Annotated in this window: 23 protein-coding genes and 1 pseudogene; 15 read left to right on the top strand and 9 right to left on the bottom strand. The window is 60.9% G+C overall.

Translation table 11 applies throughout. The features are described 5' to 3' along the window. Positions 1 to 3: 3 nt before the first annotated feature. Positions 4 to 306 (top strand): hypothetical protein, encoded by a 303-nt coding sequence (locus K6M89_RS23290; protein ID WP_222141148.1) that lies wholly within the window; start codon positions 4 to 6, stop codon positions 304 to 306. 26 nt (positions 307 to 332) lie between these two features. Next, positions 333 to 1,739: a dihydrolipoyl dehydrogenase gene (gene lpdA / locus K6M89_RS23295; RefSeq protein ID WP_222141149.1), complete on the top strand. Its 1,407-nt coding sequence runs from the start codon at positions 333 to 335 to the stop codon at positions 1,737 to 1,739. Positions 1,740 to 1,843: 104 nt separating this feature from the next. Here lpdA and K6M89_RS23300 read toward each other — a convergent pair whose 3' ends face one another. The 4 genes from K6M89_RS23300 to K6M89_RS23315 all read right to left on the bottom strand — a co-directional run bounded on the left by K6M89_RS23300 (position 1,844) and on the right by K6M89_RS23315 (position 6,416). Next, positions 1,844 to 3,043, bottom strand: a complete 1,200-nt coding sequence (locus K6M89_RS23300) for a mandelate racemase/muconate lactonizing enzyme family protein (protein ID WP_222141150.1) — start codon at positions 3,041 to 3,043, stop codon at positions 1,844 to 1,846. Between the two features lie 17 nt (positions 3,044 to 3,060). Further along, positions 3,061 to 4,422, bottom strand: coding sequence for a mandelate racemase/muconate lactonizing enzyme family protein (locus K6M89_RS23305; RefSeq protein ID WP_222141151.1), 1,362 nt, complete (start codon positions 4,420 to 4,422; stop codon positions 3,061 to 3,063). A gap of 62 nt (positions 4,423 to 4,484) precedes the next feature. Next, positions 4,485 to 5,651 carry a mandelate racemase/muconate lactonizing enzyme family protein gene (locus K6M89_RS23310; RefSeq protein ID WP_222141152.1) on the bottom strand — a complete coding sequence of 389 codons (1,167 nt, stop codon included), beginning with the start codon at positions 5,649 to 5,651 and terminating at the stop codon, positions 4,485 to 4,487. Between the two features lie 54 nt (positions 5,652 to 5,705). Next, a complete protein-coding gene (locus K6M89_RS23315; protein ID WP_222141153.1) occupies positions 5,706 to 6,416 on the bottom strand; it encodes a GntR family transcriptional regulator in 711 nt (236 codons plus the stop codon). A 208-nt stretch (positions 6,417 to 6,624) separates the two neighbouring features. Between K6M89_RS23315 and K6M89_RS23320 the strand changes: the two genes are divergently transcribed. From K6M89_RS23320 to K6M89_RS23345, 6 genes are all read left to right on the top strand, one after another. Then, positions 6,625 to 8,103, top strand: a complete 1,479-nt coding sequence (locus K6M89_RS23320; RefSeq protein ID WP_222141154.1) for an ABC transporter substrate-binding protein — start codon at positions 6,625 to 6,627, stop codon at positions 8,101 to 8,103. Between the two features lie 73 nt (positions 8,104 to 8,176). Then, on the top strand, positions 8,177 to 9,136 hold the full coding sequence (locus tag K6M89_RS23325; protein ID WP_222141155.1) for a carbohydrate ABC transporter permease: 960 nt from the start codon (positions 8,177 to 8,179) through the stop codon (positions 9,134 to 9,136). Beyond that, positions 9,133 to 10,023, top strand: coding sequence for a carbohydrate ABC transporter permease (locus K6M89_RS23330; protein ID WP_222141156.1), 891 nt, complete (start codon positions 9,133 to 9,135; stop codon positions 10,021 to 10,023). Before K6M89_RS23325 ends, K6M89_RS23330 begins: the two co-directional genes overlap by 4 nt. 11 nt (positions 10,024 to 10,034) lie before the next feature. Then, positions 10,035 to 11,132: an ABC transporter ATP-binding protein gene (locus K6M89_RS23335; RefSeq protein WP_222141157.1), complete on the top strand. Its 1,098-nt coding sequence runs from the start codon at positions 10,035 to 10,037 to the stop codon at positions 11,130 to 11,132. Between the two features lie 33 nt (positions 11,133 to 11,165). Then, positions 11,166 to 12,329 carry a mandelate racemase/muconate lactonizing enzyme family protein gene (locus tag K6M89_RS23340; RefSeq protein ID WP_222141158.1) on the top strand — a complete coding sequence of 388 codons (1,164 nt, stop codon included), beginning with the start codon at positions 11,166 to 11,168 and terminating at the stop codon, positions 12,327 to 12,329. A gap of 20 nt (positions 12,330 to 12,349) precedes the next feature. Then, on the top strand, positions 12,350 to 13,096 hold the full coding sequence (locus tag K6M89_RS23345) for a ribonuclease activity regulator RraA (protein ID WP_097580615.1): 747 nt from the start codon (positions 12,350 to 12,352) through the stop codon (positions 13,094 to 13,096). Between the two features lie 99 nt (positions 13,097 to 13,195). On the opposite strand, the gene K6M89_RS23350 is transcribed toward K6M89_RS23345, so the two are convergent. Continuing rightward, entirely contained in the window at positions 13,196 to 14,272 is a 1,077-nt protein-coding gene (locus K6M89_RS23350; protein WP_222141159.1) for a TraB/GumN family protein, read from the bottom strand. Positions 14,273 to 14,433: 161 nt separating this feature from the next. Beyond that, the gene (locus K6M89_RS23355; RefSeq protein WP_222141160.1) at positions 14,434 to 15,369 is read right to left on the bottom strand and encodes a tyrosine recombinase XerC; all 936 of its coding nucleotides are present in this window, start codon (positions 15,367 to 15,369) and stop codon (positions 14,434 to 14,436) included. Positions 15,370 to 15,508: 139 nt separating this feature from the next. On the opposite strand from K6M89_RS23355, the gene K6M89_RS23360 reads away from it, so the two are divergent. Together K6M89_RS23360 and K6M89_RS23365 are read left to right on the top strand one after the other, a co-directional pair. Further along, on the top strand, positions 15,509 to 16,459 hold the full coding sequence (locus K6M89_RS23360; RefSeq protein ID WP_097580618.1) for a lysophospholipid acyltransferase family protein: 951 nt from the start codon (positions 15,509 to 15,511) through the stop codon (positions 16,457 to 16,459). An 83-nt stretch (positions 16,460 to 16,542) separates the two neighbouring features. Then, positions 16,543 to 17,018: pseudogene (locus K6M89_RS23365) on the top strand (GNAT family N-acetyltransferase). A 21-nt stretch (positions 17,019 to 17,039) separates the two neighbouring features. Here K6M89_RS23365 and K6M89_RS31900 read toward each other — a convergent pair. Genes K6M89_RS31900 through K6M89_RS23375 form a run of 3 tightly spaced genes read right to left on the bottom strand, consistent with a single transcriptional unit; the run spans position 17,040 to position 18,290 of the window. After that, positions 17,040 to 17,198, bottom strand: coding sequence for a GMC oxidoreductase (locus tag K6M89_RS31900; RefSeq protein ID WP_245443125.1), 159 nt, complete (start codon positions 17,196 to 17,198; stop codon positions 17,040 to 17,042). 23 nt (positions 17,199 to 17,221) lie between these two features. Further along, positions 17,222 to 17,365: a hypothetical protein gene (locus K6M89_RS31905; RefSeq protein WP_246642642.1), complete on the bottom strand. Its 144-nt coding sequence runs from the start codon at positions 17,363 to 17,365 to the stop codon at positions 17,222 to 17,224. Next, positions 17,358 to 18,290, bottom strand: a complete 933-nt coding sequence (locus K6M89_RS23375; RefSeq protein WP_222141161.1) for a dihydrodipicolinate synthase family protein — start codon at positions 18,288 to 18,290, stop codon at positions 17,358 to 17,360. Before K6M89_RS23375 ends, K6M89_RS31905 begins: the two co-directional genes overlap by 8 nt. A gap of 187 nt (positions 18,291 to 18,477) precedes the next feature. Here K6M89_RS23375 and K6M89_RS23380 point away from each other — a divergent pair, with 187 nt between their 5' ends. From K6M89_RS23380 to K6M89_RS23400, 5 genes are all read left to right on the top strand, one after another. After that, positions 18,478 to 20,694 (top strand): primosomal protein N', encoded by a 2,217-nt coding sequence (locus tag K6M89_RS23380; RefSeq protein WP_222141162.1) that lies wholly within the window; start codon positions 18,478 to 18,480, stop codon positions 20,692 to 20,694. Between the two features lie 79 nt (positions 20,695 to 20,773). Then, positions 20,774 to 21,163 (top strand): AGROH133_08824 family phage infection protein, encoded by a 390-nt coding sequence (locus K6M89_RS23385; protein ID WP_222141163.1) that lies wholly within the window; start codon positions 20,774 to 20,776, stop codon positions 21,161 to 21,163. A 254-nt stretch (positions 21,164 to 21,417) separates the two neighbouring features. Beyond that, positions 21,418 to 21,984, top strand: a complete 567-nt coding sequence (locus tag K6M89_RS23390; RefSeq protein ID WP_222141239.1) for a F0F1 ATP synthase subunit delta — start codon at positions 21,418 to 21,420, stop codon at positions 21,982 to 21,984. Continuing rightward, on the top strand, positions 21,984 to 23,513 hold the full coding sequence (gene atpA, locus K6M89_RS23395) for a F0F1 ATP synthase subunit alpha (RefSeq protein ID WP_222141164.1): 1,530 nt from the start codon (positions 21,984 to 21,986) through the stop codon (positions 23,511 to 23,513). Before K6M89_RS23390 ends, atpA begins: the two co-directional genes overlap by 1 nt. A gap of 28 nt (positions 23,514 to 23,541) precedes the next feature. Next, positions 23,542 to 24,426 carry a F0F1 ATP synthase subunit gamma gene (locus K6M89_RS23400; RefSeq protein WP_222141165.1) on the top strand — a complete coding sequence of 295 codons (885 nt, stop codon included), beginning with the start codon at positions 23,542 to 23,544 and terminating at the stop codon, positions 24,424 to 24,426. The last annotated feature ends 16 nt before the right edge of the window (positions 24,427 to 24,442 follow it).

Consider the following 24,442-nt stretch of genomic DNA (forward strand, 5'->3'; position numbering starts at 1 on the left):
ACCATGAGCTACATCGTCGAATTCCTCGGCCTGATGGCCGTCTTCTTGATCTTCATCGTCGTGCCGGGCGCCGATTTCGCTGTCATCCTGCGCCAGAGCATCGTGCATGGGCGCCGCTCCGCCAGCATGACTGGGCTCGGCATGGCGACGGCGCTAGGCGCCTGGTTTGCCGGCGTTTCCTATTTCTTCACGGTCAAGACGATCCGTGACCGCTTCATCGCCAGCGGCAAATGGTCCAACCGCATCACCGGAGCGGCATTCGTCGGCTTCGGCTTCCGCCTCGCGCTGTCGCGCGCAGCCGATTAATTGAAAAATCCAAAGGGAAAGAAGCAATGTCTTACGATGTGATCGTTATCGGAACCGGCCCGGGCGGCTATGTCTGCGCCGTCAAGGCAGCCCAACTCGGCCTCAAGGTCGCCGTCGTCGAAAAGCGCGCGACCTATGGCGGCACCTGCCTGAACGTCGGCTGCATCCCGTCGAAGGCTTTGCTGCATGCCTCCGAAATGTTCCATCAGGCCGGCCACGGTATGAGCGCGCTCGGCATCGACGTTTCGGCGCCGACGCTGAACCTCGCCAATATGATGGCGCACAAGGATGCGACGGTGAAGTCGAATGTCGACGGCGTCGCCTTCCTCTTCAAGAAGAACAAGATCGACGCCTTCCAGGGCACCGGCAAGATCGTCTCGGCCGGCAAGGTTGCCGTCACCGCCGACGACGGCCAGGTGCAGGAGATCGAAGGCAAGAACATCGTCATCGCCACCGGCTCGGATGTCGCCGGCATTCCCGGCGTGCCGGTCGAGATCGATGAAAAGACCATCATTTCCTCCACCGGCGGCATCGCGCTGGAAAAGGTGCCGGAAACGCTGATCGTCGTCGGCGGCGGCGTCATCGGCCTCGAGTTGGGCTCGGTCTGGTCGCGCCTTGGCGCCAAGGTCACGGTCGTCGAATATCTCGACACCATCCTCGGCGGCATGGACGGCGAGGTCTCCAAACAGTTCCAGCGCATGCTTGCCAAGCAGGGTATCGATTTCCATCTCGGCGCCAAGGTCACCGGCGTCGAAAAGGGTGAGAAGGACGCCAAGGTCACCTTCGAGCCGGTCAAGGGCGGCGATAAGGTGACGCTCGACGCCGAGGTCGTGCTGATCGCGACCGGCCGCAAGCCTTATACGGCAGGTCTCGGCCTCGAAGAGGCCGGCGTTGCGCTCGACAATCGCGGCCGCGTCGAGATCGACGGTCACTTCAAGACCAATGTCGCCGGCATCTATGCGATCGGTGACGTGGTCAAGGGCCCGATGCTGGCGCACAAGGCGGAAGACGAGGGTGTGGCGCTTGCCGAAATCCTCGCCGGGCAGCATGGCCATGTGAACTACGATGTCATTCCGAGCGTCGTTTACACGCAGCCCGAGATCGCCTCGGTCGGCAAGACCGAGGAAGAGCTGAAGGCGGCGGGTATCGCCTACAAGGTCGGCAAGTTCCCGTTCACGGCGAACGGCCGCGCCCGCGCGATGCTGGCGACCGACGGCTTCGTCAAGATCCTCGCCGACAAGGACACCGACCGCGTGCTCGGCGGCCATATCGTCGGCTTCGGCGCCGGCGAGATGATCCACGAGATCGCCGTGCTGATGGAGTTCGGCGGTTCGTCCGAAGATCTCGGCCGCAGCTGCCACGCGCATCCGACGATGTCGGAAGCGGTCAAGGAAGCTGCGCTCGCGACCTTCTTCAAGCCGATCCATATGTAATCTTGATCGTCACAAAGCAAACAGCCGCTTGCCGCGAGGCAGGCGGCTGTTTTGGTTCTATTAACTGGCCCCCGACAGGCTGGCCGCGACAGGCGGAGAGGGGTTCATTCGAAAAAATCCGCATCCTCATCCCTGAGATACTTCCTTGCCCCTTCAGCGTCGATGTCGAGGCCCAGCCCCGGCGCTTCCAATAGGTCCACCATGCTGTCCTTCACGATCTGCGGCGGCAATCCGATTATCAGATCCTCCCACCACGGATCAGAGGCGCTCGGGTATTCGAAGGCGATGAAATTTGCCGGCAAGGTGGCGCAGACATTGATCAATGCGCCGAGGCCGAGCAGGCCGTTGGCGGTGCCGTGCGGTGCCATCAGGATCGAGTGCATGTAGGCGTGCTCGGCGACCCATTTGAGCTCTGCAATACCGCCAACGTCGGCTGGATCGGGGCCGATGACGCGGACCGCCTGCGTCTCGATCAGTTCCTTGAAGTTGTGCCTGAGGTAGATCTGCTCACCAGTGTGGATTGGCGTCGAGGTGGAGGTCGTCAGTTCCCGATAGGCCTGCGGATTGACCCACGGCACGTAGTCGCCAGTCAGCATGTCCTCGAGCCACATCAGATTGTACTTCTCGACCGCGCGAGCGAACTTGATCGCATCGGGTAGCATCCAGCCCGGCCCGCAGTCGAGCGCCAGGCTGACTTTGTCGCCCAGCACTTCCTTCATCGCGATCACGCAGTCGAGCATATGATTGAAACCGCGCTCGCTGATCATGCCCTGATCCATGGCACCGTGATAGCCGGCCTTCTTCTGCGTCACGCCGTAGTGGAAGTCCTCGAAAGTGTCCTTCATGTTGGAGTGGAAGGAGATTCCTTGCTTGACCATGAAGAAGTTCTGCGGCTGCTCCATCATCCATTTGACGTCGGCGGCGTAATCTTCCGGCCGGTCGCCCGTACGTTTCCGGCGAATCGAACCATTGTAGACGCGCACCTTGTCCCGCACCTTGCCGCCGAGCAGCTTATAAGCGGGCACGCCCGCGGCCTTGCCAGCAATGTCCCACAGCGCATGCTCGATCGCGCTGACCGCCGCGCCGTACGGCTTGAAAGAGCCGCGTTGACGGATTTTCAACATTACGCTTTCGACGTCGGTCGGGTCCTCGCCGATCAGCGCCTCGCGGAAATGCAGCACCCAGGGCTTAAGGTAGGTCTTGGTGAATTCGACTTCGCCCAAGCCATAGAGGCCCTCGTCCGTGACGATGCGGACGATCGGATGTCTGCCGATGACGGCGCAGCGGAGATCGGTGATCTTCATCTTCGTTCCTTTTCGCCTCAGCTCCAGGTGCGGTCCCAGGAATACTCATCGTCCCAGTGATCCGTAGGCAGCCAGATGCCGGTGACACCCGGCTGCAGATGCTGCAAGATCACCTCGTCGACGACGTCGTCAATCCCCAGGCCCGGCTTGTCGGGAACAGTAACAAAGCCGTCCTTCACCAGTGGCTTGGGAAGGCCGGTGACGATATCGTCCCACCAGTCGACGTCGACAGAGTGGTATTCGAGCGCCATGAAGTTTTCAGTCGCGGTCGCGACATGTGCCGCGGCCATTGCTGCGATTGGACTTTCTGCCATGTGGATGGCCATGGCGACACCATGGTCCTGCGCCATGTCGCCGATCTTCTTGGTCTCGAGGATGCCCCCGCTGGTGAGCAGGTCCGGGTGGATAACGGAGACGCCGCCGCTCTTGAGCAGAGGCTCGAAGCCTTCCTTGAGGTATATGTCCTCGCCAGTGCAGATCGGCACTGTGGTGGCATCCTGCAGTTGTCGGTATTGATCGGTATACTGCCACGGGATCACATCCTCGAGCCAGGCTGGCACGTATTTTTCAATTCGCCTGGCAAGGCGGATGCCGTTTTGCATCGAGATATGGCCGATATGGTCGATTGCGAGCGGCACATCCATGCCGATGACCTCACGAACCTCGGCGATGTATTGTTCGAGCAGATCGAGGCCCTTGTCGGAAAAGTGAAGGCCGGTAAACGGATGCTGGACGTTATGCAAATCATAGGCAGCGTTGCGGACAAGGCGCTCTTCAATAGTCTTGAGTGGCCCGCGATCGGGAGGATGGCAGTATCCTTCAAGTGAGCCCGCAGGAAACACGACCGCACCGGGAACGTCCGCGATCTGCATCAGTCCCAAGTCCATCTTGAGGAAAGTGAAGCCGAGTTCCATGCGCTGCTTGAGACGCTTACCGGTCTCGGTGCCGCTCGGCACGGTTGCGTCGGTATCGCAGTAGATACGCACTTTCTCGCGAAAACGGCCGCCGAGCATCTGGTAGATGGGGACCCCATAGGCCTTGCCGGCAAGATCCCACAATGCGATTTCAACCGCCGATACGCCGCCGCCTTGCCGGCCGTGCCCGCCGAACTGCTTGATCCGGCGAAACAGTCGATCGATGTTGCAAGGGTTCTCGCCGAGCAGCCGGCTCTTCAGCATGAGGGCATAGGTGGCGCTGGCGCCGTCGCGGACCTCGCCAAGCCCGACAATGCCCTGGTTGGTGTAAATCTTGAGCAGCACTGAGGTGAACGGCGCGCCGACAATTTCGGCTACCCGCATGTCGGTTATGCGAAGGTCGGACGGTTTGGAATGCGTGTTCACCCGATTGAGCGCCTGGTCGGCTCCATATGCCTCTGGCATGATTTTTCCTCATTTCGGCGGGCGGGCTCGCCGCCGCCCGCGATGGGCGGCATGCAGTGTTATTAGTCCAGCTCTATCTCATGGTCTTGAAGGTAGTCGCGGTTCATTTCAACGCCGAGACCAGGCTTGGGCGTAAGCTTGAGGCTGCCGTTCGAGACATCGAGTGGCCTGTCGATGAGGTGATCGTATTTGCCGAGGTTCCACTCCGACGTTTCGAGTTTGTAGAAATTGGGAACGGTCATCATCACCTGCGCTCCCGCAACCACGTTGATCGGCCCTGCGGCGTCATGCGGCGAGACGGGAATGTAGTAGGCTTCGCATAGGGCAGAAATCTTCTTGAGTTCGGTAATGCCGCCGGTCCATGTGACATCAGGCATGATGTAATCAGCTAGTCTGTTTTCGAGCACCGCCACGAAATCCCATTTCGTATGGCCGCGCTCGCCCCACGAGATAGCGGCGCTGACCTTTTCACGGACCTGTCTAAGCGCATTGAGGCTCTCCGGTGGACAGGGCTCCTCGAACCAGTCGATCTGACCGGCTTCCTCGAGGCTCCGACAAAGGCGAATGGCGGTGGGAACGTCGAAGCGGCCATGCGCATCGATGAGGATGTCGACATCGGAGCCCGCCGTTTCGCGGATCAGAGCTGTGAGTTCGGCGGCTTCGCGCTCATCCTTGCGGGTCATGCTGCCATCGAGGTAGCCGTCGCGCTGTTCGCGAGGCTGTCCGTCGGCGGTGCGGCCTTGTTGGGGGAAAGGATCGAACTTGAGCGCAGTGTGGCCGGACTTGACGATGTCTCGAATTTCGCGGACAACAGCCTCGTTGCTGGTAAATTTAGCCTGGTTGGGGTGGGTGTAGAGCGCAATTTCATCGCGTACCGGCCCGCCCAACAGCTCGTAAATCGGCTTACCCAAGACTTTGCCTTGGATATCCCAGAGAGCTATGTCAATGGCGCTCACGCATTCGACCGCGGCCCCGCGACTGCCCATGTAGGTGAAGCTGCGGAATATCTTGTGCCACAGATACTCGATACGCGCCGGGTCCTCGCCTGTCACAGCGGCACCGATCTGCCTCAGGATCGTGCAGAGGGCGCGATTGGCGAGCCTCGTCGTGGTGGTGATCTCTCCCCAGCCGCTCACCTCCTCATCGGTCGTTACTTCGACGAACAGAAACTCTCCCCAATAAGAAGCATCGGACTTGATCAGCCACGGCCGAACGCTGGTGATTTTCATCTCAACTGCCCTTATCTGAGGTGGTCGGCATAGCGATATTCCGGGCCAGGTATTCTATCCTGCCCGAGCGGCGTTACGCGCACGCATGTTTTCAAGGATGTGCCGGCCGGAGCCCTCGACATGGCGTGCAATGAGTTCACCTGCCTCGTTTGCATTTCCCGCTTTTACATGCGCGATGAGCTCGCGATGCTCGCTAAGGATCGCGGCACGCCGGGCGAGCGTGAAGTTGAAACGCCGGCTCACGGCTCGAAGCACTTCGCGATGCTTCCACCAAAGCTCGGCGGCATGGCGGTTGTAGTGCCTTTGGTACATTACGGTGTGAAAAGCGGTGTCCAGCTCGCTGTGCCTGAACGTGTCGGCGAAGTCGTTTTCTTCAATCAAGCCTTGGATGCGTTCGAGTTCAGCAATGTCCTCGACGGTAGCCATATTCACGAACCATCGCGTCAGTGCCGGCTCGATCAAGACTCCTATTTCGTAGATATCCCGAACAAAATCCTGATCTATGGGCCGGACGCGCGCTCCGCGGTTGGGAACGAAGATGACAAAGCCTTCCCCGCGCAACAGTTGCAGAGCCTCGCGTACGGGGTTGGTAGAGGTGCCGTGGCGCCGGGCGAGATCGGTGACCACAAGCCGTTCGTTGGCAGCAAGCCGCCCTTCGATGATGTCGTCCCTGATCAGTTGATAGAGCGACGCGCCCTCGCTGGAGGCCCCGATGGCGTCGATCCCTTCGGGTGGCTGTGCTTTAAAATCGCTTGTTTCGGCCAAAGCTGTCCCCAATCAGTACATGTATTTCCTGGATATCACGCGAGATTTGCGTAAACAATGTACGATTTCGCTAGTTGACAGGCAATCTACGATCTGAAAACGTATGATCTGTCCAAAGAGATACATTGGCTGAAAACGTCCCGCAGCCAATGAGTAAAGACCGCTCGCCTCGAAGCAGAGCGGCATGGGGAGAACCTGGAGGATACCTATGACGAGGATTTCACTCGGTAGTGCCGTCCTGCGCGGCACTGTTTCCACTGCTTTGATAGTATCGTTGATGTCCGCGTCGGCGCTGGGAGCGCCGGTCGACCTGAGCAAGTGGTCGCCGCAATATGTGCGCTCCATTGCTGGCACACAGGATTTTGACACGGCGGCCGATTGCGGCAAGGTCACCCCGCTTGACTATAAGGGGCGACTGACTTTCTGGTATCAGGGGGTGTTTGAGGGTGACCCCGACCTCCTGCGCCAGTATTACAAGGACTTCTTCGAGACCTTCCGCAAAACCTATCCAAACATCCAGCTTGAGGAACAAGCCCTCACCTACAATGACCTGCTGGACAAGTTCCGGACCGCGCTCCTTGGCAATGCAGCGCCCATGGCGGTTCGCCTGCAAATCCTGGGTGGTACCGAGTTCGCCGCGAAGGGCTATTTGCAGCCGCTCAAACCCGAGGACGTAGGATATTCGACCGAGGATTTCTGGCCCGGCGCAATGAAGGCTGTAAGCTGGGAGGGGGAGACCTTCGGCATTCCAACTAACAACGAGACGATGGCGTTCATCTGGAACGCAGACATCTTCAAGCGTGCAGGCCTCGATCCGGACAAGGCTCCGGCAACCTGGGACGACGTCGTCAAGTATTCCAAGCAGATCCACGACAAGCTCGGTGTTGCCGGCTATGGCCTCGTGGCTCGCAAGAATGCCGGCAATACGCCGTACCGCTTCATGCCGCAGCTGTGGGCCTATGGCGGCGGCGTCTTCGACGAAGCGACCGCCAACCCGACCTATAAGGAGGTCGAGCTCGATAGCCCGCAGAGCAAGGCGGCATTGCAAGCCTCCTACGATATGTATGTTCGCGACAAGTCGGTTCCGGTTTCGGCGCTGACCAACCAGCAGGCCGACAACCAACCTCTGTTCCTCGCTGGCCAGCTCGGCATGATGATCTCGCATCCGTCCGACTACAACGTCATGCTCGACCTGCAGAAAAAGGCGACGGCTACCGACAAGGACAAGGCGCAGACCGTGATCGACAACATGCGCTACGGCCTGATTCCAACTGGACCCGACGGCAAGCGTGCCGTCGTGTTCGGCGGCTCCAATATTCACATCCTGAAGCCCGAATATGTCGAGGGCGGCAAGGTAGACGAGCCCGCTGCAAAGGCTATCATCTGCATGTGGACGAGCCCTGAATGGTCGCTGAAGATGGCCTATGCCGGCTCGAATCCGGGAAACCTTAACGGCTTCAAGACCAAATGGATGAAGGAACGTCTGGACAGCATCAAGTTCCTTGATGTCACGACCTCGATGCTGCCATACGGTATCCCCTTCCCGGCACTGCCACAGTCCCCCGAGATTATGAACATCATCATCCCTGATATGCTGCAGAATGCCCTGACCGGAGCCATGACCGTCGACCAAGCGGCGGACGACGCAGCCAAGAAGGTAGAAGACCTGATGGACGGCGGACTCTAGTCCAAGCCTGACGCTCTGACCGGCTGCGCCTCGATTGCAGCCGGTTTTCTCCGAAGAATAAGGGCACGGCACAGTGACGATCTTGACTGGCAGGGCCGAGGCTCGGCGAAGCCTAAAACCCGATAGGTCCGGCGCGCTGCGAAAGACGTGGGAGCATCGCGCTGACTACGCGTACGTGCTGCCTGCGCTCGCCGTGATGCTCATCGTCATAGCCTATCCGATCTACTACACGATCGAGCTGTCCTTCTTTAATACACCGCCTGGCTTGCAGCTCCGGGACAAGATCTTCGTCGGCTTCGACAACTACACCGCAATTCTCACAAGTCCGGTGTTCTGGAAGGTCACCTCGAACACTCTCATCTGGACACTGGCGTCCACTTTGATCGCATTTGTCCTTGGCTTTGCCTGCGCCCTGGCTCTTCATCGTGAATTTGTCGGCCGAGGCATCATGCGCGCCATCTTGATCATTCCCTGGGTCATCAGCGCGGTCGCAGCGTCCTATATCTGGAAGTGGATCTACCATTCCGACTTTGGGATCATAGGCGCGGTGCTGGTTGGCCTCGGATGGGCAGACCGACCGCCGAATTTCATCGACAGCGTCAGCACAGTGCTGCCCTCGCTGATCGTCGTCAATATTTGGCGGGAGTTCCCGTTTGCCATGATCATGATGATGGCCGGCCTGCAGACGGTACCCGACCAGTTGCTGCGCGCCGCAAAAGTCGACGGAGCCAATGCATGGCAGCGGTTCTGGCACGTCACCTTTCCGCACTTGAGAAACGTCTCGACGGTGACGATCCTTCTGTTGGCAGTGGCCAACTTCAATTCTTTCATCATCCCCTGGATCATGACCGGCGGCGGGCCGTCGAACGCATCGCATATCTGGATCACCCACATTTATGAACTCGCCTTCGGCCGCCAGCGCTGGGGGGTGGCATCAGCCTATTCGGTGCTGCTGTTCCTGATCCTGATGTCGCTCGGCTACTTCTACGTCCGTGCGCTGAACGGTAACGAGCGGAAGGACGGGAGCCAATGAGCACGAATGCCGAGACTGCTCATCGTGCCCACGCCCGTCGCCGTATGCGCATCGACGGATGGCGATGGGGCGGACGTATCTTCCTGGTGTTCATGCTGCTTTACACCGCATTACCGATGATCTGGATGCTGATCACCTCGATCAAGTCCGGTTTCGCGGCCATGCAATTCCCGCCGCAATGGTGGCCGGATCAACCCACCCTCGCCAGCTACCAAAAGCTGCTCGATCCGCAAAACAGCGTCGGCCAGGACTTCTTGCGCTTCTTCTGGAACAGCCTTTTCGTCTCCACCGCCACGACCATCCTTTCGGTGATCGTGGCAGTTCCTGCGGCCTACGCATTTTCACGATTCACCTTCCCGGGCCGCAACTTTCTGTTCTTCGCCGTCTTGCTTCGGAACATGTTCCCGGCAGTGATCTTTCTTGTGCCGCTCTTTATTCTGATGCGCGCGGTCGGGCTGGTGAACACGCATGGGTCGCTCGTCCTCACCTACCTCACATTCGGCCTGCCGCTGGCAATCTGGCTCCTCAAGGGGTTCTACGACAACATCCCCGTGCAACTCGAGCAGGCGGCGCGCATCGATGGGGCAACGCGGTTCCAGGCCTTTTTCCTGATCGTAATGCCGCTCTCGGCGCCAGGAATCATCGCCACGGCGATCTATTCCTTCATTGGCGCGTGGAATGAGTACATCTACGCCTACACCTTCCTCTCCAAGAACGAGCAGTTGACGCTGCCGGTCGGCATCCAGCGCTTCTTCTCGGAAAATACAACGGACTTTCCAGGCCTGATGGCGGCCAGCTTCATGATGAGCGTGCCCGTCGTGGTCCTGTTCCTCGTCCTGCAACGATACTTCGTACGCGCCCTTACGGAGGGCGCAGTCAAGCACTAGGGGAGTTGCCGGTGGCCCATGTGGTCCTCAAAGATCTGGTCAAGACCTATGGCAGCTTCAAAGCTGTCAACAATGTTTCGCTGACGGTCAACGACGGCGAATTCGTTGCGCTCGTCGGCCCTTCAGGCTGCGGCAAGACAACCACGCTCAACCTTGTGGCGGGGCTCATCCCCATCACATCTGGCGACATCGTGATCGGCGACCGGGTGGTCAACGACCTCGACCCCAAGGACCGGGACATCGCAATGGTGTTCCAGAACTACGCGCTCTATCCGCAGAAATCGGTCTATAAAAACCTGGCGTTCCCGCTGCAGATGCGCAAACTGCCAAAAGACGAGATCGACAAGAAGGTCAAGGAAGCGGCGCGCGTGCTCGACATGACGCAGCTGCTCGAGCGCAAGCCACGCGAACTTTCGGGCGGGCAACAGCAGCGGGTGGCGCTGGGCCGCGCCCTCGTTCGCGATCCGGCGGTATTCCTGATGGATGAACCACTCTCCAATCTCGACGCAAAGCTGCGCGTGCAGATGCGGTCGGAAATCAAGCGTTTCCACCAGGACCTCAAGGCGACGATCATCTATGTGACGCACGATCAGCTCGAAGCGGTCACCATGGCCGACAGGATGGCGGTGATGAACGGCGGCTATCTGCAACAGTACGATTCACCGGCGCAGGTTTTTGCTCATCCAGTGAACATGTTTGTCGCCAGCTTCGTCGGCAGTCCGGCGATGAGCCTTGTCCCGCTGGAGGCATCGATGGCAGGCGGCAACACGGTGTTGACCAGCGCGGAGGGCTGGCACCTCGAGCTCTCGCCAACCAACGCCCGGAAGGTCGAGAGGGCAACAACCAGGAAAGTCGTGCTCGGCGCACGTCACTCGACGATCAAGCTGCACAAGAGGGCGACGCCTGGAAGCATCCCTGCGAAGGCCTACACGGTGGAGCCGACCGGAGACGTCACCTTCGTACAGGCGTTCCTGTCCGGCGCCATCGTCAATGTCAGCGTGCCGCCGACCATAGCCGTCGCGCCTGATGAACAGGTTTGGCTAGAGTTCGATCAGGAGCGGATGCATCTATTCGACGCCGAAACGGAAATGGCCCTCAAGGCCAACTAAGACCACGCGGATGCGTGTAAAACGAGGGCGTGAATGACTACGAAGCTCAAAATCACGGCGATCAAACCCTATGCAGTATGGGTCGGAACGCGCAACCAGATGTTGGTCAAGGTCGAGACCGACAGCGGCATCTTCGGCTGGGGCGAAAGCGGTTTGAGCGGTCGCGAGAAGGCCGTAGCCGGCGCGATCGAGCATTATCGCGAGTTTCTCATCGGCCACGATCCGATGCAGATTGGTCGGATCTGGCAAGAAGTTTACCGCAGCCAGTACTTCGAAGGCGGGCGCGTTCTGCAGGCGGCGATTTCCGCCATCGACATTGCCCTTCACGACATCAAGGGAAAAGCGCTAGGGGTGCCGGCCTACGAACTGCTGGGGGGCAAGCAGCGCGACCGCATTCCTACCTTCGCCTCGACCGGTGATGAGGCCGAGGGCGAAGTTGCCATCGAACGAGCCCGCGAACTACGCGCGCAAGGGTGGCAGGCAATCCGCTTCTTCCCCATCGGGCAAAGCAGCAAGGAGATCTTTGAGCCGCGGGAGTCGATCGGCGCTACCGCAACTATGCTGAACAAGGCGCGCGAGGCGCTGGGCGACGACGTCGTCCTCGGCCTCGATTACCATCATCGGCTGTCGGTGGCAGAGGCGGCGAGCTTCTGCAACAAGCTCGGCCGCGGTGTGCTCGATTTCCTCGAGGAGCCGATACGAGACGAGACGCCTGAGGCCTACGAATCCCTGCGCACCATGACCGACATCCCGTTCGCCATCGGCGAGGAATTTGCCAGCAAGTGGCAATTCCTGCCCTACATCGAGCGTGGCATCCATCAGTTCAACCGGCTCGATGTTTGCAATGTTGGCGGGCTCACCGAAGCGATGAAGGTCGCTGGTTGGAGCGAGGCGCACTATGTAGACCTGATGCCGCACAACCCTCTCGGCCCAGTCTGCACGGCCGCGACCATCCATCTCGCCGCCGCGGTGCCGAATTTCGCTTGGCTCGAGACCAGGGCGCCCGAGGCAAAGCTGGGCTTCGATAATTCCGACTTCTTCCCCGTGCAACCACGGCTCGACGGCCCCGACTATCCGGTCAGCGATCTGCCGGGGCTCGGCGTCGAGGTCAACGAGGAGGCTATCAGGGCGGAGAGCTTCCGGTTCTGGGAAGCGCCTCACCTGAAACGCCGCGACGGTTCTGTCACAAACTGGTAGTTCATTAACCGGAGCCCAAAATGACGCATACGCCCGACATTACGCGACCGCCCAAAGAGCTGATCGAAGCACTGAGGGAAATCGGCGCCGCGACGGTTTCCGGCACGCTTGGCCACATGGGCTTCCGCAATCCGCACATGGTCGGTCCAGTGCCGCAGAATCATGGGAAGTCGATCGTCGGGCCAGCCCTCACGCTTCAATTCTTGCCGCAGCGGCCGGATCTCTTCACCGAGGGGGAATATGCAGATCCTGAGACGCAGTTACACCGCCATGTGCTTTATCACGTGCGGGAAGGCGATGTGGTTGTGGTCGACGCGCGCGGTGACATGAGCTCGGGTGTCTTCGGCGATATGATGTCGACATATTTCAAGGGCAGAGGCGGCGCTGGCATCGTGATCGATGGGTGCATGCGCGATCGGCCCAATGTCGAGAAGCTAGATCTCCCTCTATGGCTGCGCGGCTGGACGCCCAACTATCACGTGCAGACCGGCATCTATCCCAATGCTGTCAACGTTCCGATTGCCTGCGGCGGTGTCACGGTAATCCCCGGAGACATCATCGTGGCCGACGATGATGGGGTGGTGGTGCTTCCAGTCGCAATCGCCTCGAAGGTGATCGAAGAAGCGCAAAAGCATCACGATTGGGAGGAGTTCTCGCGAGTGAAGCTTATGGAGGGCGGATCGTTGCAGCGCTACTATCCGCTGCATGACGATGCCCGCGGAGAATATGAAGAGTGGCGCAAAACAAACCGTTTGGGAACAACTTAGCCACGGATTACCCTTAGGCCAGTTGTGTGAATCGCAGAGATGAACATTTGACGACGGTCAATATGCTGCGGCGGGTGACGCTCGGCTGGCCTAGTCGGCTCAGTTTACGGCAGTCACCGTAAAACCCTGCCTGCGCAGCAGTTCGATGAGGCCGTCCTGGCCGGGCAGGTGCAGGGCGCCGACGGCCATGAAGACGTTGCCGCCTTCGAGAATGGGGGCGGCGCGCTCGGCCATCACCTTGTTGCGATCGAGGATGACGCGCTGCTCGAAGGCGGCGTAGTCGCCGGCCTGGTCTGCATTAGCCTGCGTCACGGTCTTCAGCATCGGCATCGTCAGGCCGATATCGCCGGAGAGGTAGAGATCGGTCATCGTTTCGACGACGTCGCTCATCTTGTCGCCGAGTTCCAGCGTCTCGATCAGCGACTTCATATGGAATTCGACCGGCAGGTCGGCCATGGCTTGGATCTGTTCGGCAAGCGTCTCCAGTCCCTTGACCTGCTTGCCATGAACAACGGCGTCGGTGGCGATCTTCTGGTCGAGGAACTGCACGCCCCTGGCCTTGCGGGTGAGTTCGCAGGCCGGAAGCGCGACGGCGCTCGAGATCATCCATGGCCGCATGCGGGAGACGGCGCTGAGCGGGATGCCGCGCTTCTTGAGGCCGGCTTTCAGCCGCTTGTAATCCTCGGCAGACAGCAGCTTGTCGATCGTCGTGCCGTCGGTGAACATCGTCAGCTCCGGCCGCGCAAGCAGGGCGGCGGTCGCCTTGCGTTCATCGAGGATTTCGTCGGATTCGATGATGATCGTATCGGCGGCGTCGTGGGCTGCCTTGGCGCGCGGCGGCAGGGCCAGCACGCGGGGATCGGTGACATGCATGCTGCCGAGCAGCCATGACGGCGCAAGCCCTGCTTTTTCGATCTTCCAGAAGATGCCCTTGCCGTTCGGCACGGCCTCGGCTTCCTGGACCGCCTCGGCGTAGCGGGTGGGGTCGCTCTGCTGCAGATCGATCATCAGATTGCGGCCGGTGCAGGCACCGTCTTCGGCCGACGCCGGCCGTGCCGCCAGGAAGGCGACGAACAGCGCCGCAAGAAGCAGCATGTGGAAGGCTGCAATCACCCAGAGCAGCAGGTTGCCGGATGCTGCGAGGAAAGAGGTTCGGCGGCCGATTGATGTCGTCATGATGATGTTCCGGTCACATGCCCTATACTTCATGCTCTACGCTCGGCTTGCGCATAATCCTTTAAGAGAATGCGTTAACGAAAACTTAGCGCATCGCATTAGGTCAGATTCATGGGCGCTGAGCTTGCCGATAGGCGGCGTGCCGCTGTCACAACCATGCATCAAGCGCGCGGATGGGCCCGATCATACACCTCCAGCAGGCGCGACGCATCGACGCCGGTATAGACTTGCGTCGTCGAGAGGCTGGCATGGCCGAGCAGTTCCTGGATGGTGCGCAGATCGCCGCCGCCGGCAAGCAGGTGGGTGGCGAATGAGTGGCGAAGCGCATGGGGTGTTGCCGTCTCCGGCAGGCCGAAGGCGCTGCGCAGCTTCTGCATGGAGCGCTGGATGATCGCCGCCTGCAGCTTGCCGCCGCGGGCGCCGCGAAACAGCGGCGCGCCGCTTTCGAGATGATAGGGGCAGAGCGCGCGATATCTCTCGACCGCGTCGAACACAACGGGCAGCAGCGGAACCAGCCGCGTCTTGTTGCCCTTGCCGGTGATGCGCAGCGTCGCCGCCCCCGTCGGCAGGTCGGCAGGAACGAGATCCAGGGCCTCGGAGATGCGCAGGCCGCAGCCGTAGAGCAGCGTCATGACCGCCGCATCGCGCGCGGCGATCCAAGGCTCGTCATGCAGCTGTGCTTCGTTGCTGACGACGGTGATCGCCTGCGTGTCCGACAGCGGCTTGGGTAGCGACTTCGGCTGTTTCGGTGAGCGGATCGCAGCAGCACCCGCGGCATTGACCAGGCCCTTCTTTTCGAGATGGCGCAACAGTGAGCGTAGGCCGGCCAGGTTGCGCCCGAGCGAACGGGCGCCGGAGCCCTGCTTGCGCCGCGCGGCAAGAAAGGCGCGGAAGTCGGCAGGGCGCAATTCCCGGATGTCGCCAAGCGTCACCGGGCCGGCGAGATGGCCGGTCAGGAAGGTCAGAAACTGGCGGGTGTCGCGCTCATAAGCATCGAGCGTATGCTCGGAAAGACGGCGTTCACGAGCGAGGTTTTCCAGCCACGCGGCGCGTTCTGCCATCAGGCGCGGGTCGGCGATAACAAGCAGTTCATTCACGTCGCTGGCCTTGAATTTGCCTTCAAGTCCGCCAATTTGAAGCAGGAACGGTTATGGAATTGCTAATGCCGGCCAAACCTTGTCATCCCTAGATCATATTCTACTGCGATAGCTTTATACCCCATAGACAGGATCTTTCATGGCACGGCGCGATTCCATGACGGCTTTCGGACAACTCGCGGAAGCGATCGCTCTTGTTTCACAGGGAAAGCCCGGTCATATCGTCGATACGCTGATTGCCGAACGCGGCCAGAGGATCGTCAAAAATCCGCTCTGGCCCGTCATGCGGCCGTTCCTCTACACGCTTCTGCGCTACAACAAGGCGATCGAATTCGCCAACGCGGTTGCCAAGATGCCGGGCTTCCAGTCGTTCGAATATCTGAGCGGTGTGCTGAAGCTCGATATCGGCATCGCCAATGGCGAGCGCATCCCCGATACAGGCGGCTTCATCCTCGTCAGTAACCATCCGACCGGCATTGCCGATGGTGTCGCCGTATTCGACCTCCTGAAAACGCGCCGGCCCGACATGATGTTCTTTGCCAATCGCGATGCGATCCGCGTCAATCCGCGTTTCGCCGAGATGGTCATCCCGGTCGAGTGGCGGGAGGAGCACAAGAGCAAGCTCAAGGCGCGCGAGACGCTGCAATTGACGAACCACGCGGTGCGGGAAGGCAAGGCGACGGTGCTCTTTCCATCAGGCCGTATTGCCTATTGGGCGAACGGCCGGCTGAATGAGCGCCCATGGAAGACGTCGGCGGTCGGGTTGGCGCGAAAATACAATCTGCCGATCCTTCCCGTCCACATGACGGCGCGCAATTCCGGCCTGTTCTACTGGCTGGCGAAATGGTCGACGGAACTCCGCGACATGACGGTCTTTCATGAACTGTTGAACAAGCGCGGCGACCGTTTCGATTTCGTGATCGGCAATCTCATTCCGGCAGAACATCTCGACGGCGATCTCAACGAGGTGACGAAGGCGCTGGAGAAACACACCGTGCACGATATGGCCAGCGACGGCGACGCGACGTTTATTCCGGTTGGGCAGCCGGAAGCGCCGGTGCGGCGGGAGATTCCGGTTCCGGCAGCCTAAAGCGCGTCGCGATCTTTCCGATTCGCTCCCTGGGCTTCAGGTCTTTGTTACGCATGTCGCTCCCGTAAAACCGCTGACACTTTATGATTGATATCCGCGTGCTGCACGATCGATTGCCGCAAGAGCTCGCCAATCTCGAGGCCGAGGCTGGACGGGAAGGCTATCTGCATATCGCTCGCCTTTCGACGAATGGTCGGTCGGCACGCTCCGCTTCGAGGGCGATGGCGAAAGGCTGCTTGGCGCCTATATCGGCGAGGCGCTCGTCGGCGTTGGCGGTATGAGCGCAGAAGCCGCCCTGCTCGGAGCGTTGCGGATGCGGCGCTTCTATGTTCATTCGGCAATGCGCGGTCGTGGTATCGGCCGTGCGCTGGCGCTGGCTTTGCTGGAGCACGTAAGGCGCTTCTGCAGTTTCGTGACCGTCCATGCCGGAAACGACGGCGCGGCGAAATTCTGGGAGTCGCTCGGATTTCAGCCCGTCAGCCAGGATGGCTACAGCCACATTCTCGAGCTGCATGGACCCGGTCGAAATGGCCTGGGGTCAGATGGCAAGGTCAGATAGCGGGGCGAAGTCGCTGCCGCATTATCGATAGTCCTCGGCAATCATGCTCGCCGCCTTCGATCCGATCGCCATCGCCGGTGCGTTAGTGTTGCCTGACGGGATAAAGGGAATGATAGAGCAATCGATCACCCTCAGCCCGTCGACGCCGCGCACCCGCAGCCTGCCGTCGACCACCGACATGGGATCGGTCTCCGGCCCCATCCTCAGGCTGCCGAAAGATGGTAGTTCGTCTTGACCGTCTGGCCGGCGAATTTTACGAGCGACGCCTCGTCCTGAAGCGATTGTCCCGGCAGGATCTCCTCGGCGATCTTACTCTTGAAAGGTTCCGTCTGTTCGGCGTCATGCACTGATCTCCTTGAGGCGGATGGCCTGGCGGGCCAAAAGCCGGTCGACATCGGCAATGTCGAACGCCGACAGCCTGGCGCCCGGTTTGCGCAGGGTGGCGGATCTGATAACACCGCGCTTGGCAAGGACGTATTTGCGGCAGGCGAGACCGATGCCCTGCTGCTGTTCATAGCGGGCGAGCGGCAGATAGGCGTCGAAGATCTCGTGGGCGCGATCGGGATTTCCGGCGGCATAGGCTTCGACGACGCCGACCATCATTTCCGGATAACAAAAGCCGGTCATGGCGCCGTCGGCGCCGCGGCCCATTTCCTCCGGCAGGAAAAGCCCGCCATTGCCGCAGAGGATGGAGATGCGCCGCATTCCGCCCTTGTCGCTGGCGGCGCGAAGCGCGGTGATTTTCGACGGGCCCGGCCAGTCCTCATGCTTGAGCATGACGCAATTGGGCACCTCCCTGACGATGCGCTCGATGACGGCGGGCGCGATCGTCACATTGGTGGTGAGCGGGTAGTCCTGCAGCACGAAGGGCGTGTCTTCCAAGGTCTCCCCAACCGACTGGTAGAAGGCGAAAACCTGGTCGTCGGTCTTGACGGTCCAGGGCGGCGCGACCATGACGCCGGCTGCACCTTCGCCCATGACGGTCTTGGCAAGCTCGCGCATCGGAGCAAGTCCGGGCGCCGACACGCCAACGACCACCGGCAGGCGCCCGTCAAGGCGTTGCAACACGCGCTCGACCACGGCGCGCGATTCCGCGGCGGTCAGCTTCGGCGCTTCGCCGAGTTGGCCCAGCACCGTCAGGCCGGTGACGCCAGCGCCTTCGTAGAAATCGACCATGCTGTCGATGCTTTCGAGATCGAGGGCGCCGTCATCGGCAAAGGGCGTTACGGCGATCACATAGACGCCCCTGGCATCCGCGGTCAGTCTGGCCATTCCTACTCTCCGATTCAGCGGTCGAACACATCGTCAGGCAATCTATGCGGCCAATCGCTTGCCGGGCAACCATTTCGTGAGGGCGCCGCCACTCTCGGCAAGGCGCCGTCATCCGCATTTCCGCCCGATGCAGCGCCCTCGTCTTTGCGGTTCCAATTCCGTTGATTTGCGGGCATGGTCTCGCCCGATGAGCACAGATTCGTCCGATCTCTTTGGCGCGCTGTTCGAAGCACCGCCCCTGAACCGAACGGTTCCGGTGCTGGTGCCGATGCCGGCGCCGAAACCTTATTCCTACTCGGTGCCGGAGGGCATGACGGTCGAGCCCGGCTCGGTCGTGCAGGTGCCGCTTGGGCCGCGACAGGTGATCGGCGTCGTCTGGGACGGCGGCGAGGATGGCGTCGATCCGAAGAAGCTCCGTCCGATCAGCCATGTCTTCGACTGCCCGCCGCTTTCCAGGGAGATGCGGGATTTCATCGACTGGGTGGCGGCCTATACACTCTCCCCACCCGGCCTCGTCGCGCGCATGGCGCTGAGGGCGCCGAACGCCTTCGAGCCGGAGCCGATGGTCGAGGGGCTGAAGTTCGTCGGCGGCGAACCGGAGCGGCTGACGCCGGCGCGCGCCCGAGTGCTCGAGACCGCTTCTGACGGCCTGTCCTGGACACGCAGCGGCCTGGCGCATGCGGCGGGTGTTTCGACCAGCGTCGTCGATGGGCTGATCACGCTCGGCCTCTTCGAGACGATATTCCTGCCGCCGCCGCCGGTCGTGGCGATGCCGGATCCCGACTTTGCCGCCGCGCGCCTCGAAGGGCCGCAGAAAGAGGCGGCCGCAGAGATCGTCTCCGACGTTCGCAAGAGCGAATTTTCCGTATCGCTGATCGACGGCGTCACCGGCTCCGGCAAGACCGAAGTCTATTTCGAGGCGATCGCCGAGACGCTGAAACGTGGCAGGCAGGTGCTGATCCTGCTGCCGGAGATCGCGCTGACGGCCAGTTTCATGGAGCGTTTTCAGGATCGCTTCGGGGCAAAGCCCGCCGAATGGCATTCCGACCTCGCCCCGCGCATGCGCGAAAAGGTCTGGCGCCAGGCGGTGACCGGCGAAGTGCGCGTCGTGGCCGGCGCCCGCTCGGCGCTCTTCCTGCCTTTCGAGGATCTCGGCCTCATCATCGTCGACGAGGAGCACGATCCCGCCTACAAGCAGGAGGATCGCGTCTTCTACAATGCCCGCGACATGGCCGTGGTGCGCGGCCGTATCGGCGATTTTCCGGTTGTCCTGGTGTCGGCGACGCCATCGGTCGAAAGCCAGGTCAACGGCCAGAACGGGCGCTACAGCACCGTGCATCTGCCGACGCGCTTCGGCGATGCGGCGCTGCCGGACCTGCATCTCATCGATATGCGCAGGCACGCGCCGGAGCGGGGCGGATTCCTCTCGCCGGTGCTGATCCGGGCGATCGGCAAGACGGTGGAGCGGCGCGAACAGGCGCTGCTCTTTCTCAACCGGCGCGGTTATGCGCCGCTGACGCTCTGCCGGGTCTGCGGCCACCGCTTCCAATGCCCGCAATGTTCAAGCTGGCTGGTCGAGCATCGTTTCCGCAAGCAGTTGCAGTGCCATCAATGCGGCCATGCCGAGCGCACGCCGGAAGCATGCCCGGAATGCGGCACGCTCGACCATCTGGTTGCCTGCGGACCCGGCGTCGAACGGATCGCCGAAGAGGTGGAGCGGCATTTCCCCGATGCGCGGACGATCGTTCTTTCCTCGGATATCATGGGCGGGGTGAAGCGGCTGCGGCTGGAGCTCGATGCCATCGCCAAGGGCGAGGCCGATATCGTCATCGGCACCCAGCTCGTCGCCAAGGGCCATAATTTTCCGCTGATGACGCTGGTCGGCATCATCGACGCCGATCTCGGCCTCGCCAATGGCGATCCGCGCGCCGCCGAGCGCACCTTCCAGCTTCTGTCGCAGGTGACCGGCCGGGCCGGGCGCACCGGGCTCAAGAGCCATGGGCTGCTGCAGACCTACCAGCCGCAGCACCCCGTGATGCAAGCGATTGTATCGGGCGATTCCGATGCCTTTTACGAGCGTGAGATCACCGAGCGCGAACGCGCGGCACTGCCTCCCTTCGGGCGACTAGCCTCGATCATTGTCTCGGCTGAAACCCGCCACGACGCCGAAAACCATGCGCGCGGCATGCGCAACGCCGCACCCCAGGTGTCCGGAATCTCGGTGCTCGGCCCGGCGGAGGCGCCGCTTGCGCTGGTGCGCGGCCGCCACCGCTTCCGGCTTCTGGTGCACGGTCGGCGCAACTCCGACATGCAGGGCTTCCTGCGGGCGATGCTGTCGCAATCGCCGAAGGAGCGCGGATCGGTGCAGGTGCAGCTCGACATCGATCCGCAGAGCTTTCTGTAGATCGTTCCGCGCTCCGCGTTTCAGGATGTGGCCGATCATGGCATAAACGCAGAATCAGCGGATGATTTGGGGTCGAGGCATGGAATTTGAGTTTCCGACGGAATTTGGTGAGCAGCTTGCCTTCGGCGCAGCCGCCTTTACGGCCTTTGCCGGCCTCGTCATCATGTTTGCGCCGGGTCTTGCGATGAGGGTCCTCGGCCTGGCGCCGCGCGGCGAGCGGCGTGAAGGTTTCAGCGAGATCCGATCGATGGGTGGCTTCTATCTCGGTCTTGGCCTCGGTGCCATCGTGCTGGCTCAGCCGCTGATTTATACCGCCTTCGGCGCGGCATTCGCCATGGCTGCGTTTGCCCGCATCGTCTCCATCCTATCAGATAAGGGGAGTACTGTCCTCAACTGTTTACTTCTGGTTGTGCAGGCGATTATCGCGGCACTGCCGCTGCTGTATGTTTTCGGCTTCTTCCAGGCATAATTTTCGCCGCCGATGGCGGCTTGCGCGGCCCGCCTTCAGGCCATTGCGCAATTTTGCGAACAGAAATTCATGTGAAAGGCGTATTCGGGCATTACGCGTGTTGCGAGTCCGAACATCCTATGTTAGACGGACCCCGAATTTCGGAAGAAGCAAGAGGCTTCTCTTGTGATTTCTGGGGGAAATCAAAACGAATTCAAGATCATAGGTTCGGCGCCCGCCGAGAGCCGGATTTTGGATTGAAATCAGGGAAATTTGTGCCAGTGGCAGACACGTCCCAGCTTACTTCTGGTGTTGCCGAGCGCTATGCCTCGTCGCTTTTCGAGCTGGCGCTCGAACAGGGCGCCGTCGATAGCGTCACCGCCGATCTCGACCGTTTTCAGGCGATGCTGGATGAGAGCGCCGAACTGAAGCGCTTCGTCGCAAGCCCGGTTTTTTCCGCTGAGGACCAGCTGAAGGCGATTGCCGCCATCAGCGAAAGGGCCGGCATCAGCGGCTTCTTCGCCAATTTTCTGAAGGTCGTGGCGCGCAACCGCCGCCTGTTTGCCCTGCCGGGCATGATCAGGGCCTTCCGCCTCATCGCCGCGAATCATCGCGGTGAAATCTCCGCCGAGGTTACCTCGGCGCATGCGCTCTCCCAGGCGCAGGAAACCGAATTGAAGGCGGCACTCAAGAGCGTCACCGGCAAAGACGTGACGATATCAGTCACGGTTGATCCGTCAATTCTTGGTGGTCTGATCGTGAAGGTCGGGTCCCGTCAGATTGATACGTCTCTTCGTACCAAACTCTCTACCCTTAAGCTCGCATTGAAAGAGGTTGGCTGATGGATATCCGCGCCGCGGAAATTTCCGCAATTCTCAAAGACCAGATCAAAAATTTCGGCAAAGAGGCAGAGGTCTCGGAAGTCGGCCAGGTTCTCTCCGTCGGTGACGGTATCGCTCGCGTTTACGGCCTGGACAATGTCCAGGCTGGTGAAATGGTCGAGTTCCCCGGCGGCATCCGCGGCATGGCCCTGAACCTTGAATCCGACAACGTCGGTGTCGTTATTTTCGGCTCCGACCGCGACATCAAGGAAGGCGACACCGTCAAGCGGACCGGCGCCATCGTCGACGTTCCGGTCGGTCCGGAACTGCTCGGCCGCGTCGTCGACGCGCTCGGCAATCCGATCGACGGCAAGGGCCCGATCAATGCGACCCGCCGTTCGCGCGTCGACGTCAAAGCGCCCGGCATCATTCCGCGCAAGTCGGTTCATGAGCCGATGTCGACCGGCCTCAAGGCCATCGATGCGCTGATCCCGGTCGGCCGCGGCCAGCGCGAGCTCGTCATCGGCGACCGCCAGACCGGCAAGACCGCCATCCTGCTCGATGCCTTCCTCAACCAGAAGGCCATTCATGAGATCGGTCCGGAAGGCGAGAAGCTTTACTGCGTCTACGTCGCCGTCGGCCAGAAGCGCTCCACCGTTGCCCAGTTCGTCAAGGTTCTCGAAGAGCGCGGCGCACTGAAGTACTCGATCATCGTTGCCGCCACGGCTTCCGACCCGGCGCCGATGCAGTTCCTGGCTCCGTTTGCCGGCTGCGCCATGGGCGAATATTTCCGCGACAACGGGATGCATGCGCTGATCGGCTATGACGACCTGTCCAAGCAGGCCGTGTCCTACCGCCAGATGTCGCTGCTGCTGCGCCGCCCGCCGGGCCGCGAAGCCTATCCGGGTGACGTTTTCTACCTGCATTCGCGCCTGCTCGAGCGTGCCGCGAAGATGAACGACGACAAGGGCGCCGGCTCGCTGACGGCTCTGCCGGTCATCGAAACGCAGGGCAACGACGTGTCGGCCTTCATTCCGACCAACGTGATCTCGATCACCGACGGCCAGATCTTCCTTGAAACCGACCTGTTCTATCAGGGTATCCGTCCGGCCGTTAACGTCGGTCTGTCGGTTTCCCGCGTCGGTTCGTCGGCGCAGATCAAGGCGATGAAGCAGGTTGCCGGCTCGATCAAGGGCGAGCTCGCCCAGTATCGCGAAATGGCCGCCTTCGCCCAGTTCGGTTCCGACCTCGACGCTGCGACGCAGCGCCTCTTGAACCGCGGCGCACGTCTGACCGAACTCCTGAAGCAGCCGCAGTTCTCGCCGCTGAAGACGGAAGAGCAGGTCGCCGTGATCTTCGCCGGTGTCAACGGCTATCTCGACAAACTGCCGGTCGCTTCGGTCGGCAAGTTCGAGCAGGGCTTCCTCTCCTATCTGCGTTCGGAAGGCTCCGCCATCCTCGACGCGATCCGCACGGAAAAGGCAATCAGCGACGATACCAAGGGCAAGCTCACCGCTGCTCTCGATAGCTTCGCAAAGTCTTTCTCGTAATCAGGCCCTAAGTTAGGACGGATCACGGATGCCTTCACTTAAGGATCTGAAAAACCGGATCGCCTCCGTCAAGGCGACGCAGAAGATCACCAAGGCGATGAAAATGGTCGCCGCGGCGAAGCTTCGGCGTGCGCAGGAGGCGGCCGAGGCCGCCCGGCCCTATTCGCAGCGCATGGGTGCGGTTCTGGCGAATATCGCCAAGGCCGTTACCGATGCGGATGGCGCACCGGCGCTGATGACCGGCACCGGCCAGGACAAGGTCCATCTGCTGGTGGTCTGCACGGCCGAGCGCGGTCTTTGCGGCGGCTTCAATTCGCAGATCGCCCGCTTTGCGCGCGATCATGTCCGCAAGCTGCTTGCCGAGGGCAAGACGGTGAAGATCTTCACCGTCGGCAAGAAGGGTTACGACATCCTTCGCCGCGAATTCGCGCCTCTGATCGTCGAGCGCAAGGAACTGCGCGACGTCAAGAAGATCGGTTTCGAAAATGCCGACCAGATCGGCAAGCGCATCATCGAGATGTTTTCGGCCGGTGAGTTCGACGTCTGCACGCTGTTCTACTCCGAGTTCAAGTCGGTGATCAGCCAGGTTCCGACCGCGCAGCAGCTCATCCCGGCCAAGGCTCCGGAAGCCGCTGCCGAAGATGCCGCCCATGCCGGCGCCGTCTACGAATACGAGCCGGATCCGGCGTCGATCCTCGGCGATCTGATCCCGCGCAACATCTCCGTCCAGATCTTCCGCGCGCTCCTCGAGAACGTCGCAGGCGAGATGGGCGCCAAGATGAGCGCCATGGACAATGCGACGCGCAATGCTGGTGAGATGATCAACAAACTGACACTGAGCTACAACCGTCAGCGTCAGGCTCAGATCACCAAGGAACTGATTGAAATCATTTCGGGCGCGGAAGCGCTCTGAGTTAGGGAAAGAGGGT

The sequence above is a fragment of the Rhizobium croatiense genome, assembly GCF_019793465.1.
In the GTDB taxonomy this organism is placed as follows: Bacteria; Pseudomonadota; Alphaproteobacteria; order Rhizobiales; family Rhizobiaceae; genus Rhizobium; species Rhizobium croatiense.

Coding starts and splice junctions, on each gene's coding strand:
- K6M89_RS23300 (WP_222141150.1), bottom strand. CDS start 3,043: ATGAAGATCACCGATCTCCGCTGCGCCGTCATCGGCAGACATCCGATC.
- atpA (WP_222141164.1), top strand. CDS start 21,984: ATGGATATCCGCGCCGCGGAAATTTCCGCAATTCTCAAAGACCAGATC.
- K6M89_RS23360 (WP_097580618.1), top strand. CDS start 15,509: ATGGCACGGCGCGATTCCATGACGGCTTTCGGACAACTCGCGGAAGCG.
- K6M89_RS23320 (WP_222141154.1), top strand. CDS start 6,625: ATGACGAGGATTTCACTCGGTAGTGCCGTCCTGCGCGGCACTGTTTCC.
- K6M89_RS23340 (WP_222141158.1), top strand. CDS start 11,166: ATGACTACGAAGCTCAAAATCACGGCGATCAAACCCTATGCAGTATGG.
- K6M89_RS23305 (WP_222141151.1), bottom strand. CDS start 4,422: ATGCCAGAGGCATATGGAGCCGACCAGGCGCTCAATCGGGTGAACACG.
- K6M89_RS31900 (WP_245443125.1), bottom strand. CDS start 17,198: ATGTCGGTGGTCGACGGCAGGCTGCGGGTGCGCGGCGTCGACGGGCTG.
- K6M89_RS23375 (WP_222141161.1), bottom strand. CDS start 18,290: ATGGCCAGACTGACCGCGGATGCCAGGGGCGTCTATGTGATCGCCGTA.
- K6M89_RS23380 (WP_222141162.1), top strand. CDS start 18,478: ATGAGCACAGATTCGTCCGATCTCTTTGGCGCGCTGTTCGAAGCACCG.
- K6M89_RS23385 (WP_222141163.1), top strand. CDS start 20,774: ATGGAATTTGAGTTTCCGACGGAATTTGGTGAGCAGCTTGCCTTCGGC.
- K6M89_RS23310 (WP_222141152.1), bottom strand. CDS start 5,651: ATGAAAATCACCAGCGTTCGGCCGTGGCTGATCAAGTCCGATGCTTCT.
- K6M89_RS23345 (WP_097580615.1), top strand. CDS start 12,350: ATGACGCATACGCCCGACATTACGCGACCGCCCAAAGAGCTGATCGAA.
- lpdA (WP_222141149.1), top strand. CDS start 333: ATGTCTTACGATGTGATCGTTATCGGAACCGGCCCGGGCGGCTATGTC.
- K6M89_RS23400 (WP_222141165.1), top strand. CDS start 23,542: ATGCCTTCACTTAAGGATCTGAAAAACCGGATCGCCTCCGTCAAGGCG.
- K6M89_RS23330 (WP_222141156.1), top strand. CDS start 9,133: ATGAGCACGAATGCCGAGACTGCTCATCGTGCCCACGCCCGTCGCCGT.
- K6M89_RS23350 (WP_222141159.1), bottom strand. CDS start 14,272: ATGACGACATCAATCGGCCGCCGAACCTCTTTCCTCGCAGCATCCGGC.
- K6M89_RS23290 (WP_222141148.1), top strand. CDS start 4: ATGAGCTACATCGTCGAATTCCTCGGCCTGATGGCCGTCTTCTTGATC.